Source organism: Azospirillaceae bacterium, assembly GCA_028283825.1.
Lineage (GTDB): Bacteria > Pseudomonadota > Alphaproteobacteria > Azospirillales > Azospirillaceae > Nitrospirillum.
In genome coordinates this window covers 1,415,872-1,438,752 of the sequence record JAPWJW010000001.1, presented here as the reverse complement: position 1 = coordinate 1,438,752, position 22,881 = coordinate 1,415,872, and the positions used below count along the sequence as shown (strand labels likewise).

The following is a 22,881-nucleotide window of genomic DNA, read 5'->3' as shown; positions in this document are numbered from 1 at the left end:
CCCGCCACGTCCCAGGCGCCGGGCATGGGTGCCTACCCAATTATCGCCGATGGAACACCCTCATAAGATGTTCTAAAATAAATTTATACACTATTAAGTGATAGAATCCCATTCTCAAGATCTTATCGAATCTTACACAATAGTTAATGCTTCTCTTGGTTGCCGATTTTCCTCGCCTTGAGCTGGAGGCCATCCCCCATGTCTGACCAACCCTGGCACCTCAGCGCCGCCCAAGCCCTGGCCACCCTGCCCGACGTGCCGGTGGGGGAGCGGTTCCAGTATTTGCTGGAGCACGGCACCATGAAGGTGGGCATGTACAGCCCGCGCGGCCATGACCCGCAAGGCCCCCACGCGCGCGATGAAATCTATGTGGTGATCAGCGGCACGGGCATTTTCATGAAGAACGGCGAGCGCCGCCCCTTCCAGCCGCACGACCTGTTGTTTGTGGAGGCCGGCACGGAACATCGCTTTGAAGATTTCAGCGACGACTTCGCCACCTGGGCGCTGTTCTGGGGACCGAAGGGCGGCGAATAAGCTACGCGCTGCGCCCCGTCCGCTCTTCCTCCTGCGCCATCAGCACGGGGTGGAGGAAGCGGGTCTCCAGTTGGCGGGCGGGCATGGGCTCGGCGATGAAGAAACCCTGGACGACGGGGCAACCTTCGGCCACCAGCCACATCAGCTGTTCCTCCCGCTCCACGCCCTCGGCCACCACCTCCAGACCCAGGCGGGCACCCAGGGTCAGGATCATGGCCGCGATGGCGCTGTCGCGCGGCAGGTCCTGCACGAAGGTGCGGTCGATCTTCAGGGTGTCGATGGGCATCTGCCGCAGATAGGACAGCGAAGAGAAGCCGGTGCCGAAATCATCGACAGCGATGCGCACCCCCAGCCGCTTCAGGCGCCACAGCACCTCCAGCGAGCGGGTGCTGTCCACCATGACGCTTTCCGTCACCTCGATCTCGATACGATCACCCGCCACGCCGTTGCGCGACAGGCAGTCGCGCACCCGCTCCACAAAACCGGGTGCTATGATCTGGCGGGCGGAGACATTGACGGCGATGTGGAAGCCGGGCAGCAGCTTGGTCCAGTGCGTGGCCTCGCGGATGGCCTGCTCCAGCACCCAACTGCCCAGTTCCATGATCAGGCCACTGTCCTCCGCCACCGTCATGAAGGCGCCGGGCTGTACCAGCTTGCCGTCGTGCTTCCAACGCACCAGCGCCTCGGCCCCCACCAGGGCACGGTCGGCGGCACGCACCTTGGGCTGGTAGAACAGTTCGAACGAGCCGGTGCCCAGCGCCTGGCGCAGGTTGGATTCCGTGCTCAGGCGGTTTTCCGCCCGCTCGCTCATCTCGCGGGAGAAGAAGCGGTACTGCCCCCGCCCGGCGGACTTCGCGGCGTACAGCGCGGTATCGGCCTGGCGCAACATGGTGCTGGCGTTCTCCGCCCCGTCGGCGGCCAGCGCCACGCCGATGGAGACGCCGGCATGCAGCAGGTGCCCACCCTCCACCATCAGCGGCGCCTCCAGCGCCTTCAGCAACCGTTCGGCCAGCACGGCGGCGTCCACCGGCTCGAACGCGGTTTCCGTCACTACCAGGAATTCGTCGCCACCCAGCCGACCCAGCATGTCGTCGGCGCCCAGGCAGTCCCTCAGGCGCCCCGCCACCGCCTGCAACAGGCGATCGCCCACGTCATGGCCCAGGCTGTCGTTGATGTGCTTGAAGCGGTCCAGATCCATGAAGAACAGTGCGATGCCGCCCCGGCCGGCGGCCCGGCCCTGCCGGTCCCCCTGCTCCGGGTTGTAGGCCCGGCGCTCGCGGCGTTTCAGCACCGTGTCCAGCCGCCGTTGCAGCAGCAGGCGGTTGGGCAGCCCGGTCAGCGTGTCGTGGGTGGCCAGTTGCTCCATGTCCGACCGGCTGCGGTCCAGCAGGTGCAACACCTCATTGAAGCGACGGACCAGGTAGCCCAACTCGTTGTCGGCCTGGCGGGGGAAGTCGGGCAGGTGGGCGGCGCCGGCGCGGCCGGGGTCCATGCGCGCCACGGCCAATCCCACGGCGCGCAACGGCCGCGTCAGGAAAGTATGCAGCAGCAGCGCCAGCACCACGCCCAGTGCCAGATCGCGCAGCAGGCCACCCAGGACGGTGGCGCGGATGAAGGCGGCATAGTCGGTCGCCGCCCGGCTGGTATCCATCTCCAATTCCAGCCGGCCGATAATGGGGCCCGTGCGCGCCGGGCCGGAGGGGCGGTACAACAGGCGCTGCGTCCGGGCCAGGTCGCTGAAAATGGGGTTGAAGCGCGCGCCGGACAGCCAGCCGGACCAGAACGGACGATCCTCGCCCGCTGGCGGCGCGGGGTTGCTGCCACCGGCCAGGGTCCGGTCCGGCACCTCAAGCAAAACGCACCGACCGCACGCCGTCGATGGCCAGGATCGAGCGTACCAGGCCGGCGGCCAGATCGGGGTCCAGGTTCCAGACGGCGGCGCTGGCGGTGTTTTCCGCCAGGTCCATGATGACGCGGCCGGCATTGGCGAACTTGGCCCGCTCGCGTTCCGCCTCCCCCATGCCCTGGATGACGGAGAACACGGCGCCGATGACCACGGCGGACAACAAGGCCAGTGCCGCCTGGCGCACGGCCAGGGACCGCCAGAAGGCCACGGTCATCCGGTGCCGGCGCATCGCCTCGCGCCAGCGGACATGCCGGGCCCAGCGGACCGACAGCGGGCGCGGCAGGATGCCCCCCAGGAAACGGGCCGCCCACCGCGTGGACAGGGTCGCGGATTTGGTCACAGCGTATCCTTCGCCGCGATCACCGCCGGCCTTGCCACCGGCATCCACCCGTTTGCCGCTTCCCAACCGTGCGTCCTCATCATCCCGTCCAGAATTCACCCGCCCCTCAGCGCCGCCCCATGACGATCTGCAGCTTCTCACGCAGGCTGGTCAGCGTCACGGGCTTGGCGATAAACGCATCGACACCCAAATCACGCGCCGCCAGAACTGTGGATTTATCCGTGCGGTTCGTCAAAAAAATCACCGGGATATGATAATCCCGCGGCTCGTTGGCGCGCAGGTGCTGCAGGAACTTCAGGCCATCCACCGGCGCCATGTCGATGTCGGCGACGATGACGTCGGGCCTGCGTTCCAGCGCGATGTTCAGGCCGGACGCACCGTCCTCCGCCTCGATCACCACGCCGAAATCCAATTGCCGCAGCATGCGCACCACCACGCCGCGGATGAAACTTTGGTCCTCAACGACCAGGGCGCTACGGAAACTGAAGGAAATCAGACCCATGTGCCGTCCTTGCGCCTGCGACTCCGCCCATCCGACCGTCCGACGCCCCCGGAACCTTGGCAAGGGCCGGCCGGCATCTTCGGACAACTTAAACTTTAACGTGGGATGAATAAGCCCCGCGATCCCGGCACCACGCCCCCGCAGCCCGGAATACACTTGTAATATAGCGCGATATTTTGGGAATCGTCTTCTTATAAAGCGATAATGGCGTCCGCCACCTGCCCCATCATGGACGGTAGTGCCTTTGCGGCAACGCGGGCCGCCGCAACGTTCCCTTGCAACAAGGCCTCTTCCACTCGGTCGGCCAGCTGCCCCAGCGCATCCGCCCCAGCACTCTTGGCGACCCCCGCCAGGGCATGCGCCTCGCGTCGTGCAAGAACCACGTCATCGATGGCGAAAGCCGCGGCCACACCGTCAGCCAACGGGACCGCGGCGGCCAGGAACTCACGGAAGAAGGCCCGGGCCTCCTCCCCCATCTCGCCGAACAATTCCAGGGCGCGGCTCGGCGTCAGGATCGCGGCGGCCGTCGACGTGACCACGGCCGCCGGAACGGCAACCGCCACCGGACCGGGCAACGGCGGCAGCCACTGGGCCAGGCAACGGTCCAGCCGGTCCAGTTCCAGGGGCTTTGCCAGGAAACCGTCCATGCCGGCGGCCAGGCAGCGTTGGGATTCGCCGGCCATGGCGTTGGCGGTCAGCGCGATGATGGGCGTGCGGGTTCCGGCCCCCCGCTCCGCCTCACGAATGGCGGCGGTCAGTTCGAACCCGTCCATCTCGGGCATGTTGCAGTCGGTCAGCACCAGGCCGAAGCGGCCGGATCGCCAGGCCGTCAGCCCCTTGCGCCCGTCCTCCACGATCTCGGCGGCGATGCCCAGCAGGGACAATTGGCGGCTGATGACCATCTGGTTCACCGGCTGGTCTTCCGCCACCAGGACCAGGCGCCCCTGGGCGATGGCGACATCCACCGGCGGCGGCTCCCCCCGCCCCTGGCGCAGGGGGGAGGCCGCGGCCCGTGTCGCGGTTTCCTGCCCGGCGGCGGTGGCCACCGCCCGAATCAAAGGCACGCGCCGTACCGGGCGGCCGATCTGCACCGTGCCGGTGGGCAGGCCGGCGGGCCGCACCGAATCCGCCGCGGCCACCAGGACGGCGGGACGGCCGACCGGCAGGTCGGGCCAGACATCGCCCGGGCGGGGAATGATGACGGCCACGTTCCAGGGCGCGTCCCCCTCCGCCACCCGGCCGCCGGCGGCCTGGATATAACAGGCGACGGTGTCGCGCAGGGCCGGGGTCTCCGCCAGGACCAGCACCGTCAGGCCGGCCAATGACGGCAGCGCCGGTTGCGGGGCGGCCACCGGCTGCTCGGCCGCCACCGGCAGCTCCACCTCGAACCAGAAGGTGGCGCCCTGCCCGAGGGTGCTGTCCAGGCCGATGGTGCCATGCATCAGGTCGATCAGGCGGCGGCTGATGGATAACCCCAGGCCGGTGCCGCCGAAGCGGCGGCTGGTGGAACTCTCGGCCTGGGTGAAAGGCTGGAACAACTGCTTCTGCACATCCTCGGCGATGCCGATTCCTGTGTCCCGCACAGCGATGCGCACCCGGGAATGGCCCGCCGCCACAGTGCCCGCAGGCCCCGGCACACACCGTACCGACAGGGTGACGCCGCCCATCTCGGTGAACTTGATGGCGTTGCCGGTCAGGTTGTACAGCACCTGGCGCAGGCGCAGCGGGTCGCCCATCAGCAGTTCGGGAACGGCGGGATCGATATGGACATGCAGGTCCAGCGACTTCTTGCGCGCCTGGGCCGCCAGCATGTCGGCCACCCCCTCCACCAACGGCCCCAGGGCCATGGGGTGGGTCTCGATATCCATGCGCCCGGCCTCGATCTTCGAGAAGTCGAGGATGTCGTCGATGATGCGCAGCAGGGTGCCGGCGGCATCGCGGGCGGTGAACAGCATCTCCTTCTGATCATCGTCCAGGCCGGTGTGGGACAGCAGTTCCAGCATGCCCAGCACGGCGTTCATGGGCGTGCGGATCTCATGGCTCATGGTCGCCAGGAAGCTGGACTTCAGCCGGCTGGCGCTCTGCGCCTCCCGCGCGGTGCGGATGTTGTCGTAGGACCGCAGCGCCGTGACGATGGTGATGAACAGCTTTTCGGAGGTGAGTTCCGTCTTCGCCTTGTAGTCGTTGATGTCGTAATTGACGATGACGTCACGCACCGGCGCCTGCCCCGGCTGGCCGGTGCGCAGCACGATGCGGACGTCGTGGTTGTCGAATTCCTCACGGATGCGGCGCGCCAGCACCAGGCCGGCGTCGTCCGTTTCCATCACGATGTCCAGCAGGGCGACGGCGATATCGTCGCGGTGGGTCAGGATGACCGCCGCCTCCGCCGCCGACCGGGCGGTCAGCAATTCCAGGGGGCGGCCCTTGTAGGTCAGCCGGCTGAGGACCAGCCGGGTCATGATGTGGACCTCCTCATCGTCATCGACGACCAGGATGGGCCAGGGCGGCAGGTCCGGCGCGGCGTCGGCCAGCGCGTCCTCAGCCATGAAGATAGAATCGAGATCGGACATCACGGCACCCCGACTCCACGGCGGCTGACGGTTACGGCCTGCGATGGAAGGAAACGGCAGATGCCCATCATGGATTCGGTTCGCCGGCGCCCTTGGAATACCCCATGACCAACCGCGCGGTCCCTAAAGGAACGTCACGGAAACCGTCATGCGCGCCCGCTTCGCAAGCGCGCGTCGGTCAGGGTACATGAGGGGCGGCGCCCAATCCAGCCGCGCGGTTTCCAACGGTCGATTCGAGGCGGGAATGTCCCCGCCCGCCCGGAATCGAGCATCGGGAAGTCAGCGCGCGGCGGCCTTGCCCCGGCCACGGGCTGGGGTCTTGGCCGCCTTGCCGCGGCGCCCACGCTTAGGGGGTTCCGGCGGCGGGGGCGGCGGGGGCGCGATGCAAGCCTCCAGCCCCTGGTAGGCCATCACGATGACCGATGGCAGTGCCTCGACACTAACGGGGTTCGATCGGGCATAGGATGTCGCGATCTTGACCGCCAGTTCCCGCAATTCCGGCTTCAGTCGATCGTTCATCTAGCACTCCCACCCGGTTCCCATGGATATCTTGGTAAATGGGACCGTAATCAAAGATGCCTCATTTAGCGCCCATTAATTCGGTCTATGCGGTTTGGTGGGCATTATTGGCCGGTATATTGGCCAATGGCTGAATGCGACTATGACTTACGCGGGAATGCTGGGTCACCCGACACGTGCCGCCGGGGTCGTGGCCGGGCGGTCGAAACCCACCACGCCGTCCATCCGGGCATTGGCGAAACGCACACCTGTGGTGTCCGCCTGCCCCAGGTCGGCGCCGGCCAGAGTGGCGCCCGTGAAGTTCGCGTATTGCAGGTGGGCACGCCACAGGCTGGCGCGCGTCAGGTCGGCGCCCACCAGGTCGGCGGGCCACGACCGGCCGCTGGGATGACCATCGGCTTCCAGGATATCGGCGGGGTTCAGCTGTGCATCGGCCAAGTCGGCGCCGGAAAGGCGGCAATGCCCCATGGACGCGCCGCGCAGGATGGTGCCGCGCAGGCTGGCTTCCGTCAGGTCGGCGCCCGACAGGTCGGCCAAGGTCAGATCCGCCCCGGCCAGCAAGGCGCCAGCCAGGCGGGCGCCGCGCAAGGTGGCACCCGACAGGCGCACGCCGCGCAGGTCGGCGGCCTCAAGATTGGCCCCATCCAGTTCCGCCCGGCTGCCGCGGCTGCCGCCGCTATCGATCCAACGTTCGTGCTCATGGATGCGATGGCGCATGTCCAAGGCCAGCGAATCGAGCGGCCGCGAGAACCGCGCGTCCTCCAGCGCCGCCCCCGTCAAGTCACAGTGATCCAGTTCGACACCCACCATGTCGGCGCCGTTGAACCGGGCGCCATTGAGGCGGGTTCCGATCAGCTGGGCGCCACCCAGGCGGGCGGCCGTCAGGTCGGCCTCACGCAGGTCGGCGCCCGTCAGGTCGACATTGCGAAGCGCTGATCCACGAAGGTCCGCCCCCCGCAGATCGGCCCCCCGCAGCACGGCCCCTGTCAGGTCGCATTCCACCATCACCACACCGGACAGGCGGGCGCCCACCAGCATGGCCCGGCCCAGCCGGGCCTGCCTGAAAACGATGCCCTGGCCCGTGGGCGCCGGTTGCACCGAGGCCGCCGGCGCGGAGGGGGGCACGGCGATCAGCATGTCATTGGACCGCAGGTCCGCGCCGCGCAGGTCGGTGCCATCCAGCACGGCCCCCCGCAGGGTGACGCCCCGCAGGTCGGCACCCACCAGGCAGGCCTGGGTCAAATCGGCGTTGGAAAGATCGGCGCCGTAGAGATCGGCCGCTTCCAGCCGGATGCCGCGCAGCCGCGCGCCCGTAAGGTCCGCCCCCGCCAGCAGTGCCTGGCTGAGATCGCGGTTGGACAGATCAGCGCCGCGCAGGGCCTGCATGGCGAAATTGGCACGCCGCCCCCCAGGCGATCTCGCCAGCCAGCGGGCGTGATCTTCCAGGATTTGGGACAACGGGTCGGCAACCATAAAACCATCCGATCGCGACCACATACGACAGGCATCAGCGAAACGGCGGGGGTCGCGCCCGCCACCATCGAGTATGGCCGGGCGCGGGTTAATGGAAGCTGAAGGCGGCGGCTGGAAATACGGAAATCACCCGCCCGGACCGGCCGACGGGCTTCAGACGACGGCGTCCAGCACGTCCAGCAGCTGGTCCATGCGATAGGGCTTGGGCAACAGGCGCATGCCCTCCAACGGTGGCAGGTTTTCCGCGTAACCGGTGGTCAGCAGCACCGCCAGGTCCGGCCGCAGCAGACGCGCCACCTTGGCCAATTCCACGCCGTTCATGCCACCGGGCATGACGATGTCGGAAAACAGGATGTCGATGGCGTCGCCATCCTGCAGCAGCGCCAAGGCCTGGTCGGCGCGTGAGGCCTGCAGCACGGCGAAGCCCCGTTCCGTCAGGCTGGCCGACACGGTCGCGGCCACCGTCGCGTCATCCTCCACCACCAGAACGGTCCGGTTTTCCTCCGCCCGGTCGCGCGCGCGGACATCGCCGGTGGCACCGGCCCGGCGCGGCTGCGTCGTCGCCCGGGGCAGGAACAGTGTGACGGTCGTGCCCACGCCGGGCACGCTGTCCAGGTGCACGGTGCCGCCGGACTGCCGGGCGAAGCCGTAGACCTGGGACAGCCCCAGGCCGGAGCCCTTGCCCACCTCTTTCGTCGTGAAGAACGGCTCGAACACATGGGGCAGCACGGCGGGGTCGATGCCGGAGCCGGTGTCGGTCACGGCCAGGCGCAGGAAATGGCCGCTCAGCGCCTCCTCATTCCGGTCGGCGGTCAGCTTCACGTTTTCCGCCACGAAGCGCAGGACACCGCCCTGGGGCATGGCGTCCCGGGCGTTCACCGCCACGTTCAGCAGGGCCAGTTCCAGCTGCGCCGGATCGGCCATGACCGGCCACAGCCCCTCCGGCAAGGCCATCTCCAGCCCGATGTCGGCGCGCAGCGCGTGCATCAGCAATTGCCGCATGCCCCGCACCAGTTCCGCCAGATCCACCGATTCAGGCCGCAGGGCCTGCCGGCGGGCGAAGGCCATCAACTGGCGGGTCAGGCCGGCGCCCCGGTCGATGGCCTGCATGCCGGCACGGATCAGGTCGCGGCTGCGGTCATCGGCGGCGCGGCGCAGCAGCATGTCCAGGCAGCCGGAAACCGCCTGCAGCAGATTGTTGAAATCGTGGGCGATGCCGCCGGTCAGGCGCCCCACCGCCTCCATGCGGTGGGCCTGGAACAGGGCGGTATTGGCGCTTTCCGCCTCCGCCACCGCGGCGCGCACCTTCTCTTCCATGTCGGCGTTGGATCGCGCCAGGCGCCGGCCGGCGTCGGCCAGCACCACGGCCACGGCATCGGCCTCCGTCAAACCCAGGCTGTCGGCCGGCGGCGGCTCCCCCCGGCCCAGCGCCGCCGCCCGGGCGGCCAACTGCTGCACCGGATGGGTGATGCCCCGTGCCAGCCGCGACGCCAGGGCCATGGTCACGGCGAACAAGGCGACGGCGCCGCCCAGCGCCATCAGCAGGCCATGCCACGCCTCCCGCCCCAATTCATCGCGCGGGGCTGCCACCGCCACCACCAGATCCTGGCTGGGCGTGCGGCGGAAGGACACCATGGTGGGCATGCCTTCAAACGACGTACCCGGCCTGCGCCCGGACGTGGACTGGGCGAAGGCCTCCAGGAATTCCGGGCGCACCTTCTGCCCGACATACCGTTCGGGGTCACGGGTGCGGGCGATGACGACACCGGACCGATCAACGATGGCGCCGATCCACCCCGCCCGGAGTTGCTGGTCGGTCAGCAACTGGGTGAACTCCGTCGACGGAATGATCAGCGACAGGATGTAGACCGCCGCCCCATCGCGGAACACCGGCTCATGCAGGGCGATGGCCTGCTGGTTGATGACGGCGTCGTTGAACAGGGTGCCGACCCGGCCGTGCCCCGCCTCGAGCGCCGCCTTGATGTTGGGGCCCAATTGTCCGCCGGTGAGCGGCGTGCCTGAGGGCAACGACGTGTTCATCAACACGCGGCCGTCGGTGGCCGACGCCAGCCGGAACCAATAGCCCTTGGGCAGGTCGATGGCCCGGGCCTGGGCCTCCAGCGACGGTATGTCCCCCCGTTCCAGCGCCGGGGAGACGGCCAGCGCCTTCAGGTAGGCCTGGCTCTGGCCCAGCCGCTGTTCCACCGACAGCGCCAGCATGTGGGCGGTCTCATCCAGGTGACGCTCCGCCACCCGCCGCTCGCGCTCATAGGCGCCGCCCAACAGCACGGCACCGCCCAGCAGCGGCGGCAGCAGCAGGGCGACCGCCGCCAGCAGCAGGCGGGCACGCACGCCTAGGGAGTTGGAGGACGCCGCCAGGACCGGTTTGCCCGGCCCCATCGGCGGAGAGGATACCGCTCGGGCCCCGACCGGGCCGCCCGTGTCCCCCAGGTTCTCGCCATCCGCCACGTCGCCGTCCCCTCAAGCCCAGGGGACGGCGCAATACCGCCGCCCCCTTCCGCATCCCAGCCCTAAAGGCGTATGCCAACCCCAAAGGGGGGACACGCTATCCCGCCCCGCCCCCCCTGGCTACACCTGGGTTCATGCAGGGGGGCACAGGGGTTCATACGGGCCGCCGGCGAAACACCTGTCACGGTGGAACGCCCGCTCAGTTGGTGACCTTGGCGAAATCACCGGCACGGAAGTAGGACAGCTTGGCCGTGTCGAAATGGCGGTGCACCGCCTCCGCCACCTGTTCCGGCGTCACCGCCGCGACCTTGGCCTCGATGTCGGCGCTCCAGGCCATGGTGCGGCCCAGATAGGCGTTACTGGCCAATTGGCCGGCCAACGCGCCGTCATCCGTGCGGCGCATGCGCAGCTGGTCCAGGAAGCCGCTCTTGGCCTCGGCCACCTCCTGCTCCGTCACGCCGTCATGGACCAGGCGGGCCAGTTCCTCGCCGAAGGCGGTCTTGACCTTGGCCACGTTCTGCGGCGCCGCGATGGCCTGCAGGGTCAGGTGGCCCGCCTTGTCGATGGCACCGACCGACAGGCCGGAGCCACTGCCGTAGGACAACCCCTCCTTCTGGCGGATGCGGTCGCCCAGGCGGGAATGCAACGGACTGCCGCCCAGGATACGGTTGGCGATCAGAAGCGCCGCATAGTCCGGATCCTCATCGTTGATGGGCAGCGGCTCGCCCGCCAGGATGATGGCGTTGGCCTTGTCCGGCGTCTCGATCACCTGGTCCAGGCCCGTCACGGTGGCCGCGGTATCGGGAATGCGGGTGAAGGCCTGGGTCGTCTTGAAACCGCCCAGCGCTTCCTGCACCTGCCGGATCACGGCCTCGGGATCGAAATCACCCACCACCGCCACCTGGGCGGACTGGGCACCATAGAAGGCGTGATGGAAGGCCTTCACATCGTCCAGGCGCAAGGCCTTGATCTTGGCGATCCAGTCGTCGACCGTGTCGATATGGCCGGGGAAGTCGGGCGGCGTGGTGTCGAAGGCCCGATCAAAAGCGTTGCTGGCCAGGGCTTGCGGATCGGTCTTGGACGATTCCAGGTCGGCGATGGTGCCGGCGCGCCACTGTTCGAACTCATCGCCGGGAAAGGCCGGTTCCCGCAGGATCTCGCCCACCAGGGCGATGACGTCGGCCAGGTGGGCGCGGTCGGTCCGCACCGCCACGGTCGCAGCCTGGGTCCCGGAACTGACCCCCAGATTGGCCTTCATCTGGTCCAGCAGGTCGGAGATTTGCTGGCGGCTGTGCTTGGCCGTGCCCTTGGTCAACAGGTTGGCCACCGCCTCCCCGGCCGCGTCCTTGCCCGTCAGGCTGGCGGCGTCGCCGAAGCGCAGCCGTACCAGCAGGTTCACCGCCTGCCCGCGTGCAGGCTTGGTCAGCAGTTCCAGCTTGCCGCCATCGGCCAGGACCACATGCTGGGTATGGGCATCGACGCTGGCGGGCGAGGTGTCGAAGACGACATCGGCCGCCGCCGCCGCCCGCCCCTTGTAGCCCGCCACCAGGCTGGCCGCACTGGGGGCGGCCGGAATGTCCACCCGGTCGGGCTGGGCGGTCGGCACGTAATGGCCCGCCGTGCGGTTGGCCTGGCGATAATAGGTTTCCGCCACCCGCTGCACGTCGGCGGTGGTGACGGCGGCGATGCGGTCGCGGTTGACGAACAGCAGGCGCCAGTCGCCCTGGGCGATGCTGTCCGTCAGGGACAGCGCCACGCTGTTGGGATTGTCCATGAGCTGGTCATAGTTCTTCATCATGCGGGTCTTCGCCCGCTCCACCTCCTCATCGGTGACGGGGTGGTCGTGGGCGCCCTCCACCACGTCGGTCATGATGTCCATGACCTTGGCCGCGTCGCCGCCCTTGGGCACCTCCGCCAGCGTGATGGCCAGACCGGGATCCAGGCGCTTCTCGGCAGAGGCCGACACACCCGTCGCCAGCTTCTGTTCCACCAGCGCCTTGTGCAGGCGCCCGGCGGGGGCATTGCTGAGGATGAAGGACCAGACCGACAGGGCGGCGCTGTCGGCATGGGTGGCCGCCGGGATGTGATAGGCCAGGCCCTCATAGGCGGTGTCGCCCACGCGGCGCAGGGTCACCGCGCGCTCGCCGTCCTGGGCCGGTTCCACCGTGTATTCCATCGGCAGGGCGGCGGCCGGGTTCCTGACCTTGCCGAAGCTGGCGTTCACGGCGGCCAGAGTTCTGGCCGGGTCGAACTTGCCGGCGATCACCAGCGTGGCGTTATCCGGGCGGTAATACCGGTGATAGAAGGCCTGCAAATGGCCGATGTCCACGTTCTCCACATCCGAGCGCGCGCCGATGGTGGAATGGCCGTAGTGGTGCCAGAGATAGGCGGTGGAGTGCATGCGCTCCATCAGGATGCCGACGGGGCTGTTCTCCCGCATCTCCATCTCATTGCGCACCACCGTCATCTCGCTGTCGAGATCCTTGCGCGCGATGAAGGAGTTGACCATGCGGTCGGCTTCGAGATTCAGGGCCCAGTCCAGATAATCCTGCCGCGCGTCGAAGGTCTCGTAATAGGTGGTCCGATCCTCCGCCGTGGTGGCGTTGTTCTGGAAACCGCGCTTCTGCGTTTCCTGGGGGATGCCCTGGTGGTTGGGCGTGCCCTTGAACATCAAATGTTCCAGCAGGTGGGCCATGCCGGTCTCGCCGTAACTTTCCATGCGCGACCCGACGCGGTAGACGACGTTGACCGTGATGGTGGACTTGGCATCGCTGGGAAACAGCAGGACGCGCAGGCCGTTGGCCAGACGGTATTCGCTGATGCCTTCGACGCTGGCAACCGGCTGCACGCCGGCGGGCAAGCCCTTGACGGCGGGAGCGGAGACGGCGGCCGGCGCGGACTTCACCGGCTGTGCAGCGGCCAGCGCCGGCGCCTGGATCGCGGAAAGGGCGCAGCTGGAGGCCAGCACGGTGGCCAGCAGGATCTTGCGTGAAGCCAAAATCGTTTCCTCTTTTCCCATCTGTCCGCGAACCGCCCCAGCCAACGGGGTCGCCCACGGCGTTGCCGCACAATCTGCATGACGAAGGCCCCCCTTGGGCAGGGGTATCTTTAACGCACCCCGAAAGGCCCGAAAGCCGGCAGCCGCCAGGAACGGGCCCCACCGGCCGTATAATATGCCATGCGGCCTCCCCCACCCGTTCCAGCGTTGGCCTTGCCCCCAACCTTGGTGCTATTCAGGAAGCTGGGCTTTCTTGAGAACCCCAAGCCGGGCCACCATGGCGATGACAACGCGGCCGTGCCCCATGCGGACGGCCGCTCCACCAAGACGGGTTCACCACTTCCTTGACCGAACCACTGGTCGCCTGTCCTGAATGCGATGCGCTGCACCGGCGGCGTGCCCTGGCGCCCGGCACCAAGGCGCGCTGCGTGCGCTGCCGGGCCGTGCTGTATCGCCGTTCCTATCTGGACCTGGACCACCAGCTGGCCTTGGTGACGGCGGCGATCCTGACCTACATGATCGCCAACTGTTATCCCATCGTGGATCTGCGCATCCAGGGCCGCCTGAACAGCGCTACCCTGGCCGGTAGCGTCCTGTCGCTATGGCAGGAGGGGCGGGAGAGCGTGGCCGTCCTGGTCTTCGTCACCACGCTGCTGTTCCCCTTGATCGATCTGGGCGCCCTGCTGGTCCTGCTGCTGCTGATCCGCCGCGGCCGGCCGGCGGCGGCCTTCTCCCCGTTGCTGCGTTTCCTGCAGGCGCTGCGCCCGTGGGGCATGATCGAGGTGTTCATGCTGGGCATCGTCGTGTCGCTGGTGAAACTGTCGAACATGGCGCAGGTTCTGCCCGGCATCGCCCTGTGGGCCTTCGGCACGCTGACCGTGCTGCTGGCCGTCATCCTGTCCATGGATCTGCACAATCTGTGGGACGTGGGCGAGAACGCCATCAAGCGGCCGGCGGCCGTCCCCCAGCCATGACCGCGCCCCACACCCTGTCGGCCGATGCCGTTCCGGCCGTCACCACCGCAGCGGAGGCCGGCCTGGTCGCCTGCCCCCATTGCCATCTGCTGTGCCGCGATGCCGCCGGCGATGACCCGGCCTTGCGTGACCGGCTGCGCTGCCCGCGCTGCGACGGGCGCCTGCATCCGCGCAAGGTGGCCAGCCTGTCCCGCACCTGGGCGCTGCTGATCGCCGCCGCCATCCTGTACATCCCGGCCAACGCCTTTCCGGTGATGCGGACATCCACGCTGCTCAGCACCCAGAACGACACCATCCTGTCCGGCATCATCTATTTCTGGACCAGCGGCTCGCCCGAGCTGGCGGTGCTGATCTTCAGCGTCAGCATCGTCATCCCCCTGCTGAAGCTGGTGACGCTCAGCTTCCTGGCCGTTTCCATCCATCGCAGCGCCACCACCGGCACACGGCCCCGCGCCCATCTGTTCCGCATCGTGGAGACGGTGGGCCGCTGGTCCATGCTGGACGTGTTCGTGGTGGCGCTGATGGTGGGACTGGTGCATTTCCAGGGCCTGGCCGTCATCCAGGCCGGCCCGGGTGCGGCCGCCTTCGGCGCCGTCGTGGTGCTGACCATGCTGGCCGCCCACAGTTTCGACCCGCGCATGATCTGGGACCGGGCCAGTGCCGGCCCGCCCGCCACCAAACAAACCCCGACGGGAAACCGCCATGGCTGATACGCCCCCGGACAAGAACGCCTCGCCCAACCAGGGCGCCATGCCGGAGCCCGTGGTGGACCATGGCCGCCGCTGGGTCCCCTCGCTGGTGTGGCTGATCCCGCTGCTGGCGGCCGTGATCGGCATTTCGCTGGTGGTGAAGACGATATGGATGCGCGGTCCCAGCATCACCATCAGCTTCGTCACCGCCGACGGCATCGAACCCAACAAGACCAAGGTCAAGTACAAGGACGTGGACATCGGCGAGGTGAAGGGCGTCAGCCTGACCGACGACCATTCCCGCGTGCTGGTGTCGGTGGAACTGACCAAGGACGCCAAGGACTTCGCGGTGGACGACAGCCGCTTCTGGGTGGTGCGGCCGCGCTTCGCCGAAACCGGCGTGTCCGGCCTGAACACCCTGCTGTCGGGGTCCTACATCGGGGTGGATGCCGGCCATTCCGACAGTCAGCGCAAGGAGTTCACGGGGCTTGAGGATCCGCCGGTGGTGGCGTCCGACGTGCCGGGGCAGCGCTACGTCCTGCACACCGATGACATCGGTTCCCTGGCCGCAGGATCGCCCGTCTTCTACAAGCGCATCCCCGTCGGCCATGTGGAACGCTACACCCTGGATGAGGACGGCCGGCGCATCACCCTGCGCATCTTCATCAAGGCGCCCTACGACCACTTCATCACCAAGGACTCCAAATTCTGGCACGCCAGCGGCGTGGACGTGCGCATCGATGGGTCCGGCCTGAAGGTGGACACGGAATCGCTGGCCACCATCCTGATGGGCGGTATCGCCTTCGAGGATCCGCCCGAAACCCCGATGACCCCGGCTCCCGCCGGCAGCGAATTCGCGCTGGCCGCCAACCACATCGACGCCATGAAGGCGCCGGAGGGGTATCACGTGGCCGTGGTGATGCGCTTCCACCAATCCATCCGCGGGTTGTTGGTGGGCGCGCCGGTGGATTTCCGTGGGGTGGAGATCGGCAACGTCACCTCGCTGGGCATCGACTACGATCCGGCGACGCAGGACTTCACCTCCCGCGTGATGGTCAACATCTTCCCCGACCGCCTGCAATCGTTCGAACGCAGCCTGCCGCCGGAAAGCGACCGCGCCGCCCGCCTGGAACGCCTGTCGCAACTGGTGGCGCACGGCCTGCGCGCCCAGCTGAAGACCGGCAGCATATTGACCGGGCAGTTGTACGTGTCGCTGGACTTCGTGAAGAACCCCCAGCCGGTGCAGTTCAACCCCGCCACCGACCCCATCGAACTGCCCACCGTGCCCGGCGACCTTGAGGCCCTGTACGACCAGGTGCAGCAGATCGTGGCCAAGCTGAACAAGATCCCGTTCGACGCCATCGGTGAGAACGCGCGCAAGGCCCTGGCCAGCCTGGACACGGCGACCAAGCACATCGACGACCTGGTGCAGCACGCCGACCACGACGTGCTGCCCGAAATCCGCGACAGCCTGAAGGAGATGCAGCAGACCCTGGCCTCCACCCAGGCCAGCGTGGCGCCCGACGCCCCGCTGCAGCAGGACGCGCGCCAGGCGCTGAAAGGCGTGATGGACGCCACCCGATCCCTGAAGGCCCTGACCGACAGCCTTGAACGCGAACCGGAATCCCTGGTGCGCGGCAGAAAGGACTAATTCCCCCATGATCGCCCCATTGACCAAGATGCCACGCACCCCGTTCATCCTCGCCGCCATGGCCGGAACCCTGGCATTGGCCGGCTGCGGCGGGTCCACCCCCATTCATTACCACGCCCTGGCCGCCGCCCCGTCCGGCCCGCCCGCCACCGGCAGCGCCCGGGTATTGGTGGAAATCCTGCCCGTGGCGGTGCCGGAACGCCTGAACCGGGCACAGATGGTGCTGACCGACGCCGGCGGCCGGCTGGACGTGCGCGACGACGACCGCTGGGCCGCCCCGGTGGCGGACGAGATGCGCCTGGCCCTGGCCAACGCCCTGTGGCAGGGGCTGCATGCGGTCGATACCTATCAGGCGCCCGTCACCCCCGCCCCCAACGGGCCGCCGCAATACCGCCTGGCCCTGCGGCTGGAACGGTTCGACGCCACGCCCGGTGGCACCGCCGTGGTGGACGGCACCTGGACGGTCCGCCGCCTGCCCCAGGGGACTGCGGCAACTTGCCGCACCGGCTTCAGCCTGCCAGTGGGTGGTGCCACACCGGACGCGGCCGCCGCCGCCTTGTCGGACGGCGCCACCAAGCTGGCCGGCGCCGTGGCCGACAGCCTGGCCCGCCTGGACCAGGCGCCGCCGGGCACCACGCCGGCGCCCTGTGCAACCGACGGCTCCTGATGCGGCCCTAACCCTCAGGATACAGGTGTTATTTACGCTTCATTAATGCGACTGACAGACCCTGAGGCGGAGTGGGGATAGTCCCACGCCTGCCTGCGGGGAGCCTTCCGGGCCATGAAGAATCTGTCCATCCGTCACAAGGTCATCCTGGCGTTCGGCGCGGTGCTGGGCGTGACCGTCCTGCTGGGTCTGGTCGCCCTGTTGCAGGCGGCGCGCATGAACACCGCCGCGATGGACATCCGCGACAACTGGCTGCCCTCCACCCGATCGATCGGCAAGCTGACACAGGCGGCGGAGCGCTTCCGCTCGTTGGAAGGATCCTACCTGCTGGTCAAGGAACCGGCGATGCGCGACGAAGTGGAGAAGCGCTTCGGCGCCACCCTGGCCGACTATGACAAATTCTGGCAGGAGTATCAGCCGCTGATCGGCGCGGGTGAGGAGCGCACGATCGCCGACAGCATCAGCGCCAACTGGGCCGCCTACCTGGCCCTGCACGAGAAGTTGCTGGCCACGGCGCGCGCCGGCCAGATGGATGAGGCCGTCACCTTCTTCCGCAAGGACACGCTGGAAACCTTCACCAAGCTGCGCCAGGCGCTGCAGAAGGATGCCGAGCTGAACGTGCGCGGTGCCGACATGGCGGCGGAAGCCAGCCGCAGCAGCTATGCCGCCACCAAGGCGGTGGTCATCGGCGCCTCGCTGCTGGGGGCCTTGCTGGGTTGCCTGGCCGGCTACGCCCTGATCCGTCTGGTGTCGAACCCGCTGAACCAGATGACCCACACCATGAGCCGCCTGGCCGACCACGACTTGAAGGTGGTGATCAGCGGCGCCGACCGGCGGGATGAGATCGGCCACATGGCCGCGGCCGTGGCCGTCTTCCGCGACAGCATGATCCGTGCCGACGACCTGGCGGAACAGGCACGCCAGGAGGATGCGCGGCGCGAATCCCGCGTCCGCCTGCGCGAACAATACATTGAGGAATTCGACAGGATCTCGTCCGAGCTGGTGAATATCGTCGCCCATGCGGCGGAGGAACTGGGCCAGACCGCCACCCGCCTGACCAGCATCGTCGATGGCAACCGCCGCCAGGTGCAGGCGGTGGCGCAAGGGGCGGAAGAGGCCTCGGTCAACGTCCAGACCGTCGCTGCCGCGACCGAGGAATTGACGGCCAGCATCGGCGAGATCAGCCGCCAGGCCTTGCAATCCGCCGGCGTGGCCGATGACGCCGTGCAGCAGGCTGCCCGCACCGACAGCACCGTCAACGGCCTGGCCGAAGGCGCCCAACGCATCGAGGCGGTGATCGGCCTGATCCGGGAGATCGCCAGCCAGACCAACCTGCTGGCCCTGAACGCCACCATCGAGGCCGCCCGCGCCGGTGAGGCCGGCAAGGGCTTCGCCGTGGTGGCGACGGAGGTGAAGGCCCTGGCCAACCAGACGTCCAAGGCCACAGAGGACATCGGCGTCCAGGTGGCCGCCATCCAGCAGGAGACGATGGACGCGGTCAACGCCATCCGCCAGATCCAGTCCACCATCCGCGACATCGGCGCCGGCACCTCCGTCATCGCCGCCGCGGTGGAGGAACAGGGCGCCGCCACGCAGGAGATCACCCGCAACGTGACCGAGGCCTCACGCGGCACCCTGCTGGTGTCCAACAACATCGGCGCCGTGGCCGACGGGGCGGAGGAAACGGCCGCCGCCTCGGCCCAGGTGCTGGGCGCCTCGCAAAGCCTGGCCAAGGAATCCGCGCGCCTGCAGGAGGCCGTGGCCGATTTCTTCGCCAAGCTGCGCGCTGCCTGACGCGTTCCCCTTCTGCCAAATGGGCCGGGTTCCCTTGCGGGGAGCTCGGCCCTTTCAATTTCCGGAGCACGTCCTCCGGCGGCGGCCCCCAACAGACATGTTGAATTTTAGAGACGATCAGTCTAATTAAATTCCATGACCGTCGCCGTTCCCCTCCGCCGTCGCGGACGCCCGCCGAAAGACCAGGCCGGCACCAGCCAGACCCGGGCCGCCCTGGTGCGCGCTGGCGTGGCCGCCCTAACCGAGAAGGGCTTCGCCGCCACCGGCCTGGATGAGGTGCTGACGGCGGCGGCCGTGCCCAAGGGGTCCTTCTATCATTACTTCGACAGCAAGGAGGCGTTCGGCGCCGCGCTGATCGATGCCTATGCCGCCTATTTCGCGACCAAGCTGGACCGCCATTTCCGGGAGGAGACGGTCCCGCCCCTGGACCGCTTCTGCCGGTTCATCGACGACGCCCGGGCCGGCATGGCCCGGCACGATTTCCGCCGCGGCTGCCTGATCGGCAATCTGGGGCAGGAGATGGCAGCCTTGCCGGAGGCCTATCGCCAGCGGCTGCTGGACGTCTTCGCCGACTGGCAAGCCCGTACCGCCGCCTGCCTGCGCGCCGCCCGGGATGACGGCCAGATCCCCCCCACCGCCGACTGCGACGCCCTGGCCGAATTCTTCTGGACGGGTTGGGAAGGCGCGGTGCTGCGCGCCAAGCTGGAACGCCGGGTCGAGCCGCTGGACCGGTTCGCCCAGCACTTCTTCAGGCTGCTGGGGTGCTGATCCCTTTTTTTGCCATTTCCTAGACGATTGGTCTAATTACTGGAGGCACATATGTTCACAGGATTGCTGGTTGAGAACATGGATGGCGCCTATCGCGCCTCGGTGCGGCCGCTGGATGAAGGCGACCTGCCGCCGGGCGACGTGCTGGTGCGGGTGGATTATTCCACCCTGAACTATAAGGACGCGCTGGCCATCACCGGCCGGGGGCCCATCATCCGCCGCTTTCCCCTGGTGCCGGGCGTGGACTTCGCCGGCACGGTGGAACAGTCGTCCCACCCCGGCTTCGCGCCCGGCCAGGCGGTGGTGCTGAACGGCTGGGGCGTGGGGGAGGATCGCTGGGGCGGCCTGGCCACGCGGGCGCGCGTGCCCGGCGACTGGCTGGTGCCCCTGCCCGCCGGCATCGACACCCGCCGGGCCATGGCCATCGGCACGGCGGGCTACACCGCCATGCTGTGCGTGCTGGCGCTGGAGAAATGGGGGGTGACGCCGGACCAGGGTGCCATCGTGGTCAGCGGTGCGGCCGGCGGCGTGGGCAGCGTCGCCGTGGCCCTGCTGTCCACGCTGGGCTACCGTGTGGCCGCCGTGACCGGCCGGCCGGCGGAGCATGACTACCTGACCCGGCTGGGGGCCGCCGAGATCATCGACCGCGACACCCTGGCTGCCCCGGGCAAGCCCCTGGCCAAGGCGCGCTGGGCCGGCGCCGTCGACACGGTGGGCAGCCACATCCTGGCCAACATCTGCGCCGCCACCCGCGACAACGGCGTGGTCACCGCCTGCGGCCTGGCCGCCGGCATGGATTTCCCCGCCACCGTGGCGCCCTTCATCCTGCGCGGCGTCAGCCTGGTGGGCATCAACAGCGTGACCTGCCCCCTGCCCCAGCGCACCGCCGCCTGGCAACGCCTGGCCACCGACCTGGCGCCGGAGAAGCTGGCGCTGGCGACCCGCGAGATCGCCCTGTCGGAGGCCATCGCCATCGCGCCGGACCTGCTGGACGGCAAAATACGCGGCCGGCTGGTGGTGGACGTCAACCGCTGAGCACCGGCAAATGCCGATCTTTCCCTTGAGAAACAACGCCCTACAAAAAATATGAAAAAGGCCGAATGAAGAGGCTGGACAAGCCCGCCGGACTTGTCTACATACACCCACCTCGACGCGCCGCAGACACCAAACTGCGGCGACGGGTTTCAAAAACCCACGCGAGATCAGGTACATAGCGTCCGCTCTGTACCCCTGGATGCCCAGGTAGCTCAGTTGGTAGAGCAGGGGATTGAAAATCCCCGTGTCGGCGGTTCGATTCCGTCCCTGGGCACCATTTTAATTTCCCTTTAAAATCAACAACTTATCTCACTTAGAACTGACCTGAAAATTGCCCACGTCTTGGGGCAGTTTTACAGTCGGTTTTACAGGTCATGTCCGCGCATGGTTCTGTGAGTGTTCATACCCGCGCGCATCCATGCCGTTCAGATGGCATAAACGGTGCGCCAGCCGCCCGCTGACGCGCCCTCCCCTCGTTCAGTCCCGCTCCGGTCCCGATGCCGTCTCGCCGTCCTCGTCCGTATCCTCGGTCACGGGCACGCGATAGCTTTCGTTCAGCCAGCGGCCCAGATCCACGTCGGCGCAGCGCTGCGAGCAGAAGGGCTTCTTCTCCGGCACCGGCGGACGGCCGCAGACGGGGCAGGCCGCGCGGGACTTGCGGGGCTTCAGGGGGATGGGCTGGTCGGTCATGGTGAGGCGGTCTCTATCAAAAGGTGTCGTCATCGACCGATGGCGCGTCGGGCGTCACCAGGTCCAGCAGCGAGGGGCCACGCCGCTGGCGGGTCAGTTCCACAAGGCCCAGGCGCGACATGCCATATACCTGGGTATTGCCGGGGTCATCCGCCACCGCCCCGGTCAAGGCCAGGATCAGGCGTTCGCGGTCGGACGGCCGCGACAGGGTGATCAAGTCCACCACCACCACACCGCCGACATTGCGCAGGCGCAATTGCCGCGCGATTTCCGGCACCGCCGCCAGGTTCACCGCCAGGGGATCACCGCGTTCGCCACCGTTGACGTCGATGACGGTCAGCGCCTCCGTCCGTTCGATCACCAGGCTGCCGCCATTGGCGCCCGGCAGCGGCACGCGCGGTCGCGTCAGGCGCGCGATGGCGCCATCCAGGTCGCCCCCGTCGAACAGGGGCAGGCCGGTGGCGGCGCGGGCCAGTTGCGGCAACAGGTCGGGCGCGCGGTCGTCGGCCCAGCGGCGCAGGTCGGCATAAAGGTCCTGGCCCGGTTCGGCGCGGTCATCCACCCGGATGGCGCCCACCGGCTGCCCGGTCTGTTCCAGCAGCGCGCGCACGGCCGCGTGGGGTGCCGGCAGCAGCACGGCCGGCGGCCCGTCACCGGCCTTCATCACCTGGCGCCAGTCCAGCGCCAGGGCCTCTGCCTCCAGCGCCAGCCGGTCGGCCGGCACACCGGATGCCGCCGCCCGCACGATCCAGCCACCGGGCCAGCCGTTGCCTGACGGCACGGCGTCGCGCACCACGGTGGTCAGGCGCGCGCGCTCGGCCGCCGCATCGGCCCCCAGGCCCAGGCGCTTGGACACATGGATGCCGGCGGCCAGCGGCGTGTGCACCAGGAAACGCCCAGGCAGGGCGATGTCCATGGACAAGAGCGCGCCCTTGGCCCCCACCGGATCGGCCTTCACCTGGACCAGGACGGTCTGGCCGGCCTTCAGCGCGGCACCGATGGGGCCCTCGATGCGCCCGGCCGGGCGGCCCTTCGCCTCACCGCCCTTACCCTTCTGCGGCACACGCACGTCGGCGGCCGGCAGCAGCCCGGGACGGCCCGTGCCGATGTCGATGAAGGCGGCGTTCATGCCGGCAACGATGCGGGCGACACGGCCCCGGATGACGGCGCCGGCCAAGGCCGGCCGGTCCAGCCGGTCGATATAAAGGTCGGTCAGCACGCCGTCCGTCACCACCGCCGCCCGGCGCAGGGCCGGGCCGGCAACGGACGCGGTGATGTCGATGTGGAGTTCGCGGGCCATGG

At 68.3% G+C, this 22,881-nt stretch carries 18 protein-coding genes and 1 tRNA gene; 9 read left to right on the top strand and 10 right to left on the bottom strand.

Annotated features, from left to right (window positions below):
• The first annotated feature begins 198 nt into the window (after window positions 1-198).
• Window positions 199-534 (top strand): cupin domain-containing protein, encoded by a 336-nt coding sequence (locus tag PW843_05850; GenBank protein MDE1146135.1) that lies wholly within the window; start codon window positions 199-201, stop codon window positions 532-534.
• Window position 535: 1 nt separating this feature from the next.
• Here the strand turns inward: PW843_05850 and PW843_05845 are convergent, their stop codons facing one another.
• From PW843_05845 to PW843_05810, 8 genes are all read right to left on the bottom strand, one after another.
• Window positions 536-2,380: an EAL domain-containing protein gene (locus PW843_05845; protein MDE1146134.1), complete on the bottom strand. Its 1,845-nt coding sequence runs from the start codon at window positions 2,378-2,380 to the stop codon at window positions 536-538.
• 1 nt (window position 2,381) lies between these two features.
• Entirely contained in the window at window positions 2,382-2,780 is a 399-nt protein-coding gene (locus PW843_05840) for a hypothetical protein (GenBank protein MDE1146133.1), read from the bottom strand.
• 106 nt (window positions 2,781-2,886) lie between these two features.
• On the bottom strand, window positions 2,887-3,369 hold the full coding sequence (locus tag PW843_05835; protein MDE1146132.1) for a response regulator: 483 nt from the start codon (window positions 3,367-3,369) through the stop codon (window positions 2,887-2,889).
• 104 nt (window positions 3,370-3,473) lie between these two features.
• Window positions 3,474-5,852 carry a response regulator gene (locus PW843_05830; GenBank protein ID MDE1146131.1) on the bottom strand — a complete coding sequence of 793 codons (2,379 nt, stop codon included), beginning with the start codon at window positions 5,850-5,852 and terminating at the stop codon, window positions 3,474-3,476.
• A gap of 279 nt (window positions 5,853-6,131) precedes the next feature.
• Window positions 6,132-6,371, bottom strand: coding sequence for a hypothetical protein (locus tag PW843_05825; GenBank protein MDE1146130.1), 240 nt, complete (start codon window positions 6,369-6,371; stop codon window positions 6,132-6,134).
• A gap of 165 nt (window positions 6,372-6,536) precedes the next feature.
• Window positions 6,537-7,844, bottom strand: coding sequence for a pentapeptide repeat-containing protein (locus PW843_05820; GenBank protein ID MDE1146129.1), 1,308 nt, complete (start codon window positions 7,842-7,844; stop codon window positions 6,537-6,539).
• A gap of 153 nt (window positions 7,845-7,997) precedes the next feature.
• Entirely contained in the window at window positions 7,998-10,244 is a 2,247-nt protein-coding gene (locus PW843_05815) for an ATP-binding protein (GenBank protein MDE1146128.1), read from the bottom strand.
• Window positions 10,245-10,512: 268 nt separating this feature from the next.
• Window positions 10,513-13,311, bottom strand: a complete 2,799-nt coding sequence (locus PW843_05810; protein ID MDE1146127.1) for a pitrilysin family protein — start codon at window positions 13,309-13,311, stop codon at window positions 10,513-10,515.
• A 344-nt stretch (window positions 13,312-13,655) separates the two neighbouring features.
• Here PW843_05810 and PW843_05805 point away from each other — a divergent pair, with 344 nt between their 5' ends.
• From PW843_05805 to PW843_05770, 8 genes are all read left to right on the top strand, one after another.
• A complete protein-coding gene (locus PW843_05805; protein ID MDE1146126.1) occupies window positions 13,656-14,285 on the top strand; it encodes a paraquat-inducible protein A in 630 nt (209 codons plus the stop codon).
• Window positions 14,282-14,995 (top strand): paraquat-inducible protein A, encoded by a 714-nt coding sequence (locus PW843_05800; protein MDE1146125.1) that lies wholly within the window; start codon window positions 14,282-14,284, stop codon window positions 14,993-14,995. Before PW843_05805 ends, PW843_05800 begins: the two co-directional genes overlap by 4 nt.
• Window positions 14,988-16,625, top strand: a complete 1,638-nt coding sequence (locus PW843_05795) for an MlaD family protein (protein ID MDE1146124.1) — start codon at window positions 14,988-14,990, stop codon at window positions 16,623-16,625. Before PW843_05800 ends, PW843_05795 begins: the two co-directional genes overlap by 8 nt.
• A gap of 7 nt (window positions 16,626-16,632) precedes the next feature.
• Window positions 16,633-17,292 (top strand): PqiC family protein, encoded by a 660-nt coding sequence (locus tag PW843_05790; GenBank protein ID MDE1146123.1) that lies wholly within the window; start codon window positions 16,633-16,635, stop codon window positions 17,290-17,292.
• A gap of 114 nt (window positions 17,293-17,406) precedes the next feature.
• Complete coding sequence (locus PW843_05785) at window positions 17,407-19,086, top strand: MCP four helix bundle domain-containing protein (protein MDE1146122.1); 1,680 nt, start codon at window positions 17,407-17,409, stop codon at window positions 19,084-19,086.
• 135 nt (window positions 19,087-19,221) lie between these two features.
• Complete coding sequence (locus tag PW843_05780) at window positions 19,222-19,854, top strand: TetR/AcrR family transcriptional regulator (GenBank protein ID MDE1146121.1); 633 nt, start codon at window positions 19,222-19,224, stop codon at window positions 19,852-19,854.
• 51 nt (window positions 19,855-19,905) lie between these two features.
• Window positions 19,906-20,889: an oxidoreductase gene (locus PW843_05775; GenBank protein MDE1146120.1), complete on the top strand. Its 984-nt coding sequence runs from the start codon at window positions 19,906-19,908 to the stop codon at window positions 20,887-20,889.
• Between the two features lie 201 nt (window positions 20,890-21,090).
• Window positions 21,091-21,166: transfer RNA gene (locus PW843_05770), tRNA-Phe, on the top strand.
• 200 nt (window positions 21,167-21,366) lie between these two features.
• Here PW843_05770 and yacG read toward each other — a convergent pair.
• Together yacG and PW843_05760 are read right to left on the bottom strand one after the other, a co-directional pair.
• Complete coding sequence (gene yacG, locus PW843_05765; GenBank protein ID MDE1146119.1) at window positions 21,367-21,579, bottom strand: DNA gyrase inhibitor YacG; 213 nt, start codon at window positions 21,577-21,579, stop codon at window positions 21,367-21,369.
• A 16-nt stretch (window positions 21,580-21,595) separates the two neighbouring features.
• Window positions 21,596-22,879 (bottom strand): ribonuclease E/G, encoded by a 1,284-nt coding sequence (locus PW843_05760; GenBank protein MDE1146118.1) that lies wholly within the window; start codon window positions 22,877-22,879, stop codon window positions 21,596-21,598.
• Between the last annotated feature and the right edge of the window lie 2 nt (window positions 22,880-22,881).

What these genes read in the sequence shown, in the direction of transcription:
- PW843_05850 (MDE1146135.1), top strand. Translation starts at nt 199, where the DNA reads ATGTCTGACCAACCCTGGCACCTCAGCGCCGCCCAAGCCCTGGCCACC.
- PW843_05800 (MDE1146125.1), top strand. Translation starts at nt 14,282, where the DNA reads ATGACCGCGCCCCACACCCTGTCGGCCGATGCCGTTCCGGCCGTCACC.
- PW843_05830 (MDE1146131.1), bottom strand. Translation starts at nt 5,852, where the DNA reads ATGTCCGATCTCGATTCTATCTTCATGGCTGAGGACGCGCTGGCCGAC.
- PW843_05820 (MDE1146129.1), bottom strand. Translation starts at nt 7,844, where the DNA reads ATGGTTGCCGACCCGTTGTCCCAAATCCTGGAAGATCACGCCCGCTGG.
- PW843_05785 (MDE1146122.1), top strand. Translation starts at nt 17,407, where the DNA reads ATGAAGAATCTGTCCATCCGTCACAAGGTCATCCTGGCGTTCGGCGCG.
- PW843_05825 (MDE1146130.1), bottom strand. Translation starts at nt 6,371, where the DNA reads ATGAACGATCGACTGAAGCCGGAATTGCGGGAACTGGCGGTCAAGATC.
- PW843_05780 (MDE1146121.1), top strand. Translation starts at nt 19,222, where the DNA reads ATGACCGTCGCCGTTCCCCTCCGCCGTCGCGGACGCCCGCCGAAAGAC.
- yacG (MDE1146119.1), bottom strand. Translation starts at nt 21,579, where the DNA reads ATGACCGACCAGCCCATCCCCCTGAAGCCCCGCAAGTCCCGCGCGGCC.
- PW843_05775 (MDE1146120.1), top strand. Translation starts at nt 19,906, where the DNA reads ATGTTCACAGGATTGCTGGTTGAGAACATGGATGGCGCCTATCGCGCC.
- PW843_05760 (MDE1146118.1), bottom strand. Translation starts at nt 22,879, where the DNA reads ATGGCCCGCGAACTCCACATCGACATCACCGCGTCCGTTGCCGGCCCG.
- PW843_05795 (MDE1146124.1), top strand. Translation starts at nt 14,988, where the DNA reads ATGGCTGATACGCCCCCGGACAAGAACGCCTCGCCCAACCAGGGCGCC.
- PW843_05815 (MDE1146128.1), bottom strand. Translation starts at nt 10,244, where the DNA reads ATGGGGCCGGGCAAACCGGTCCTGGCGGCGTCCTCCAACTCCCTAGGC.
- PW843_05790 (MDE1146123.1), top strand. Translation starts at nt 16,633, where the DNA reads ATGATCGCCCCATTGACCAAGATGCCACGCACCCCGTTCATCCTCGCC.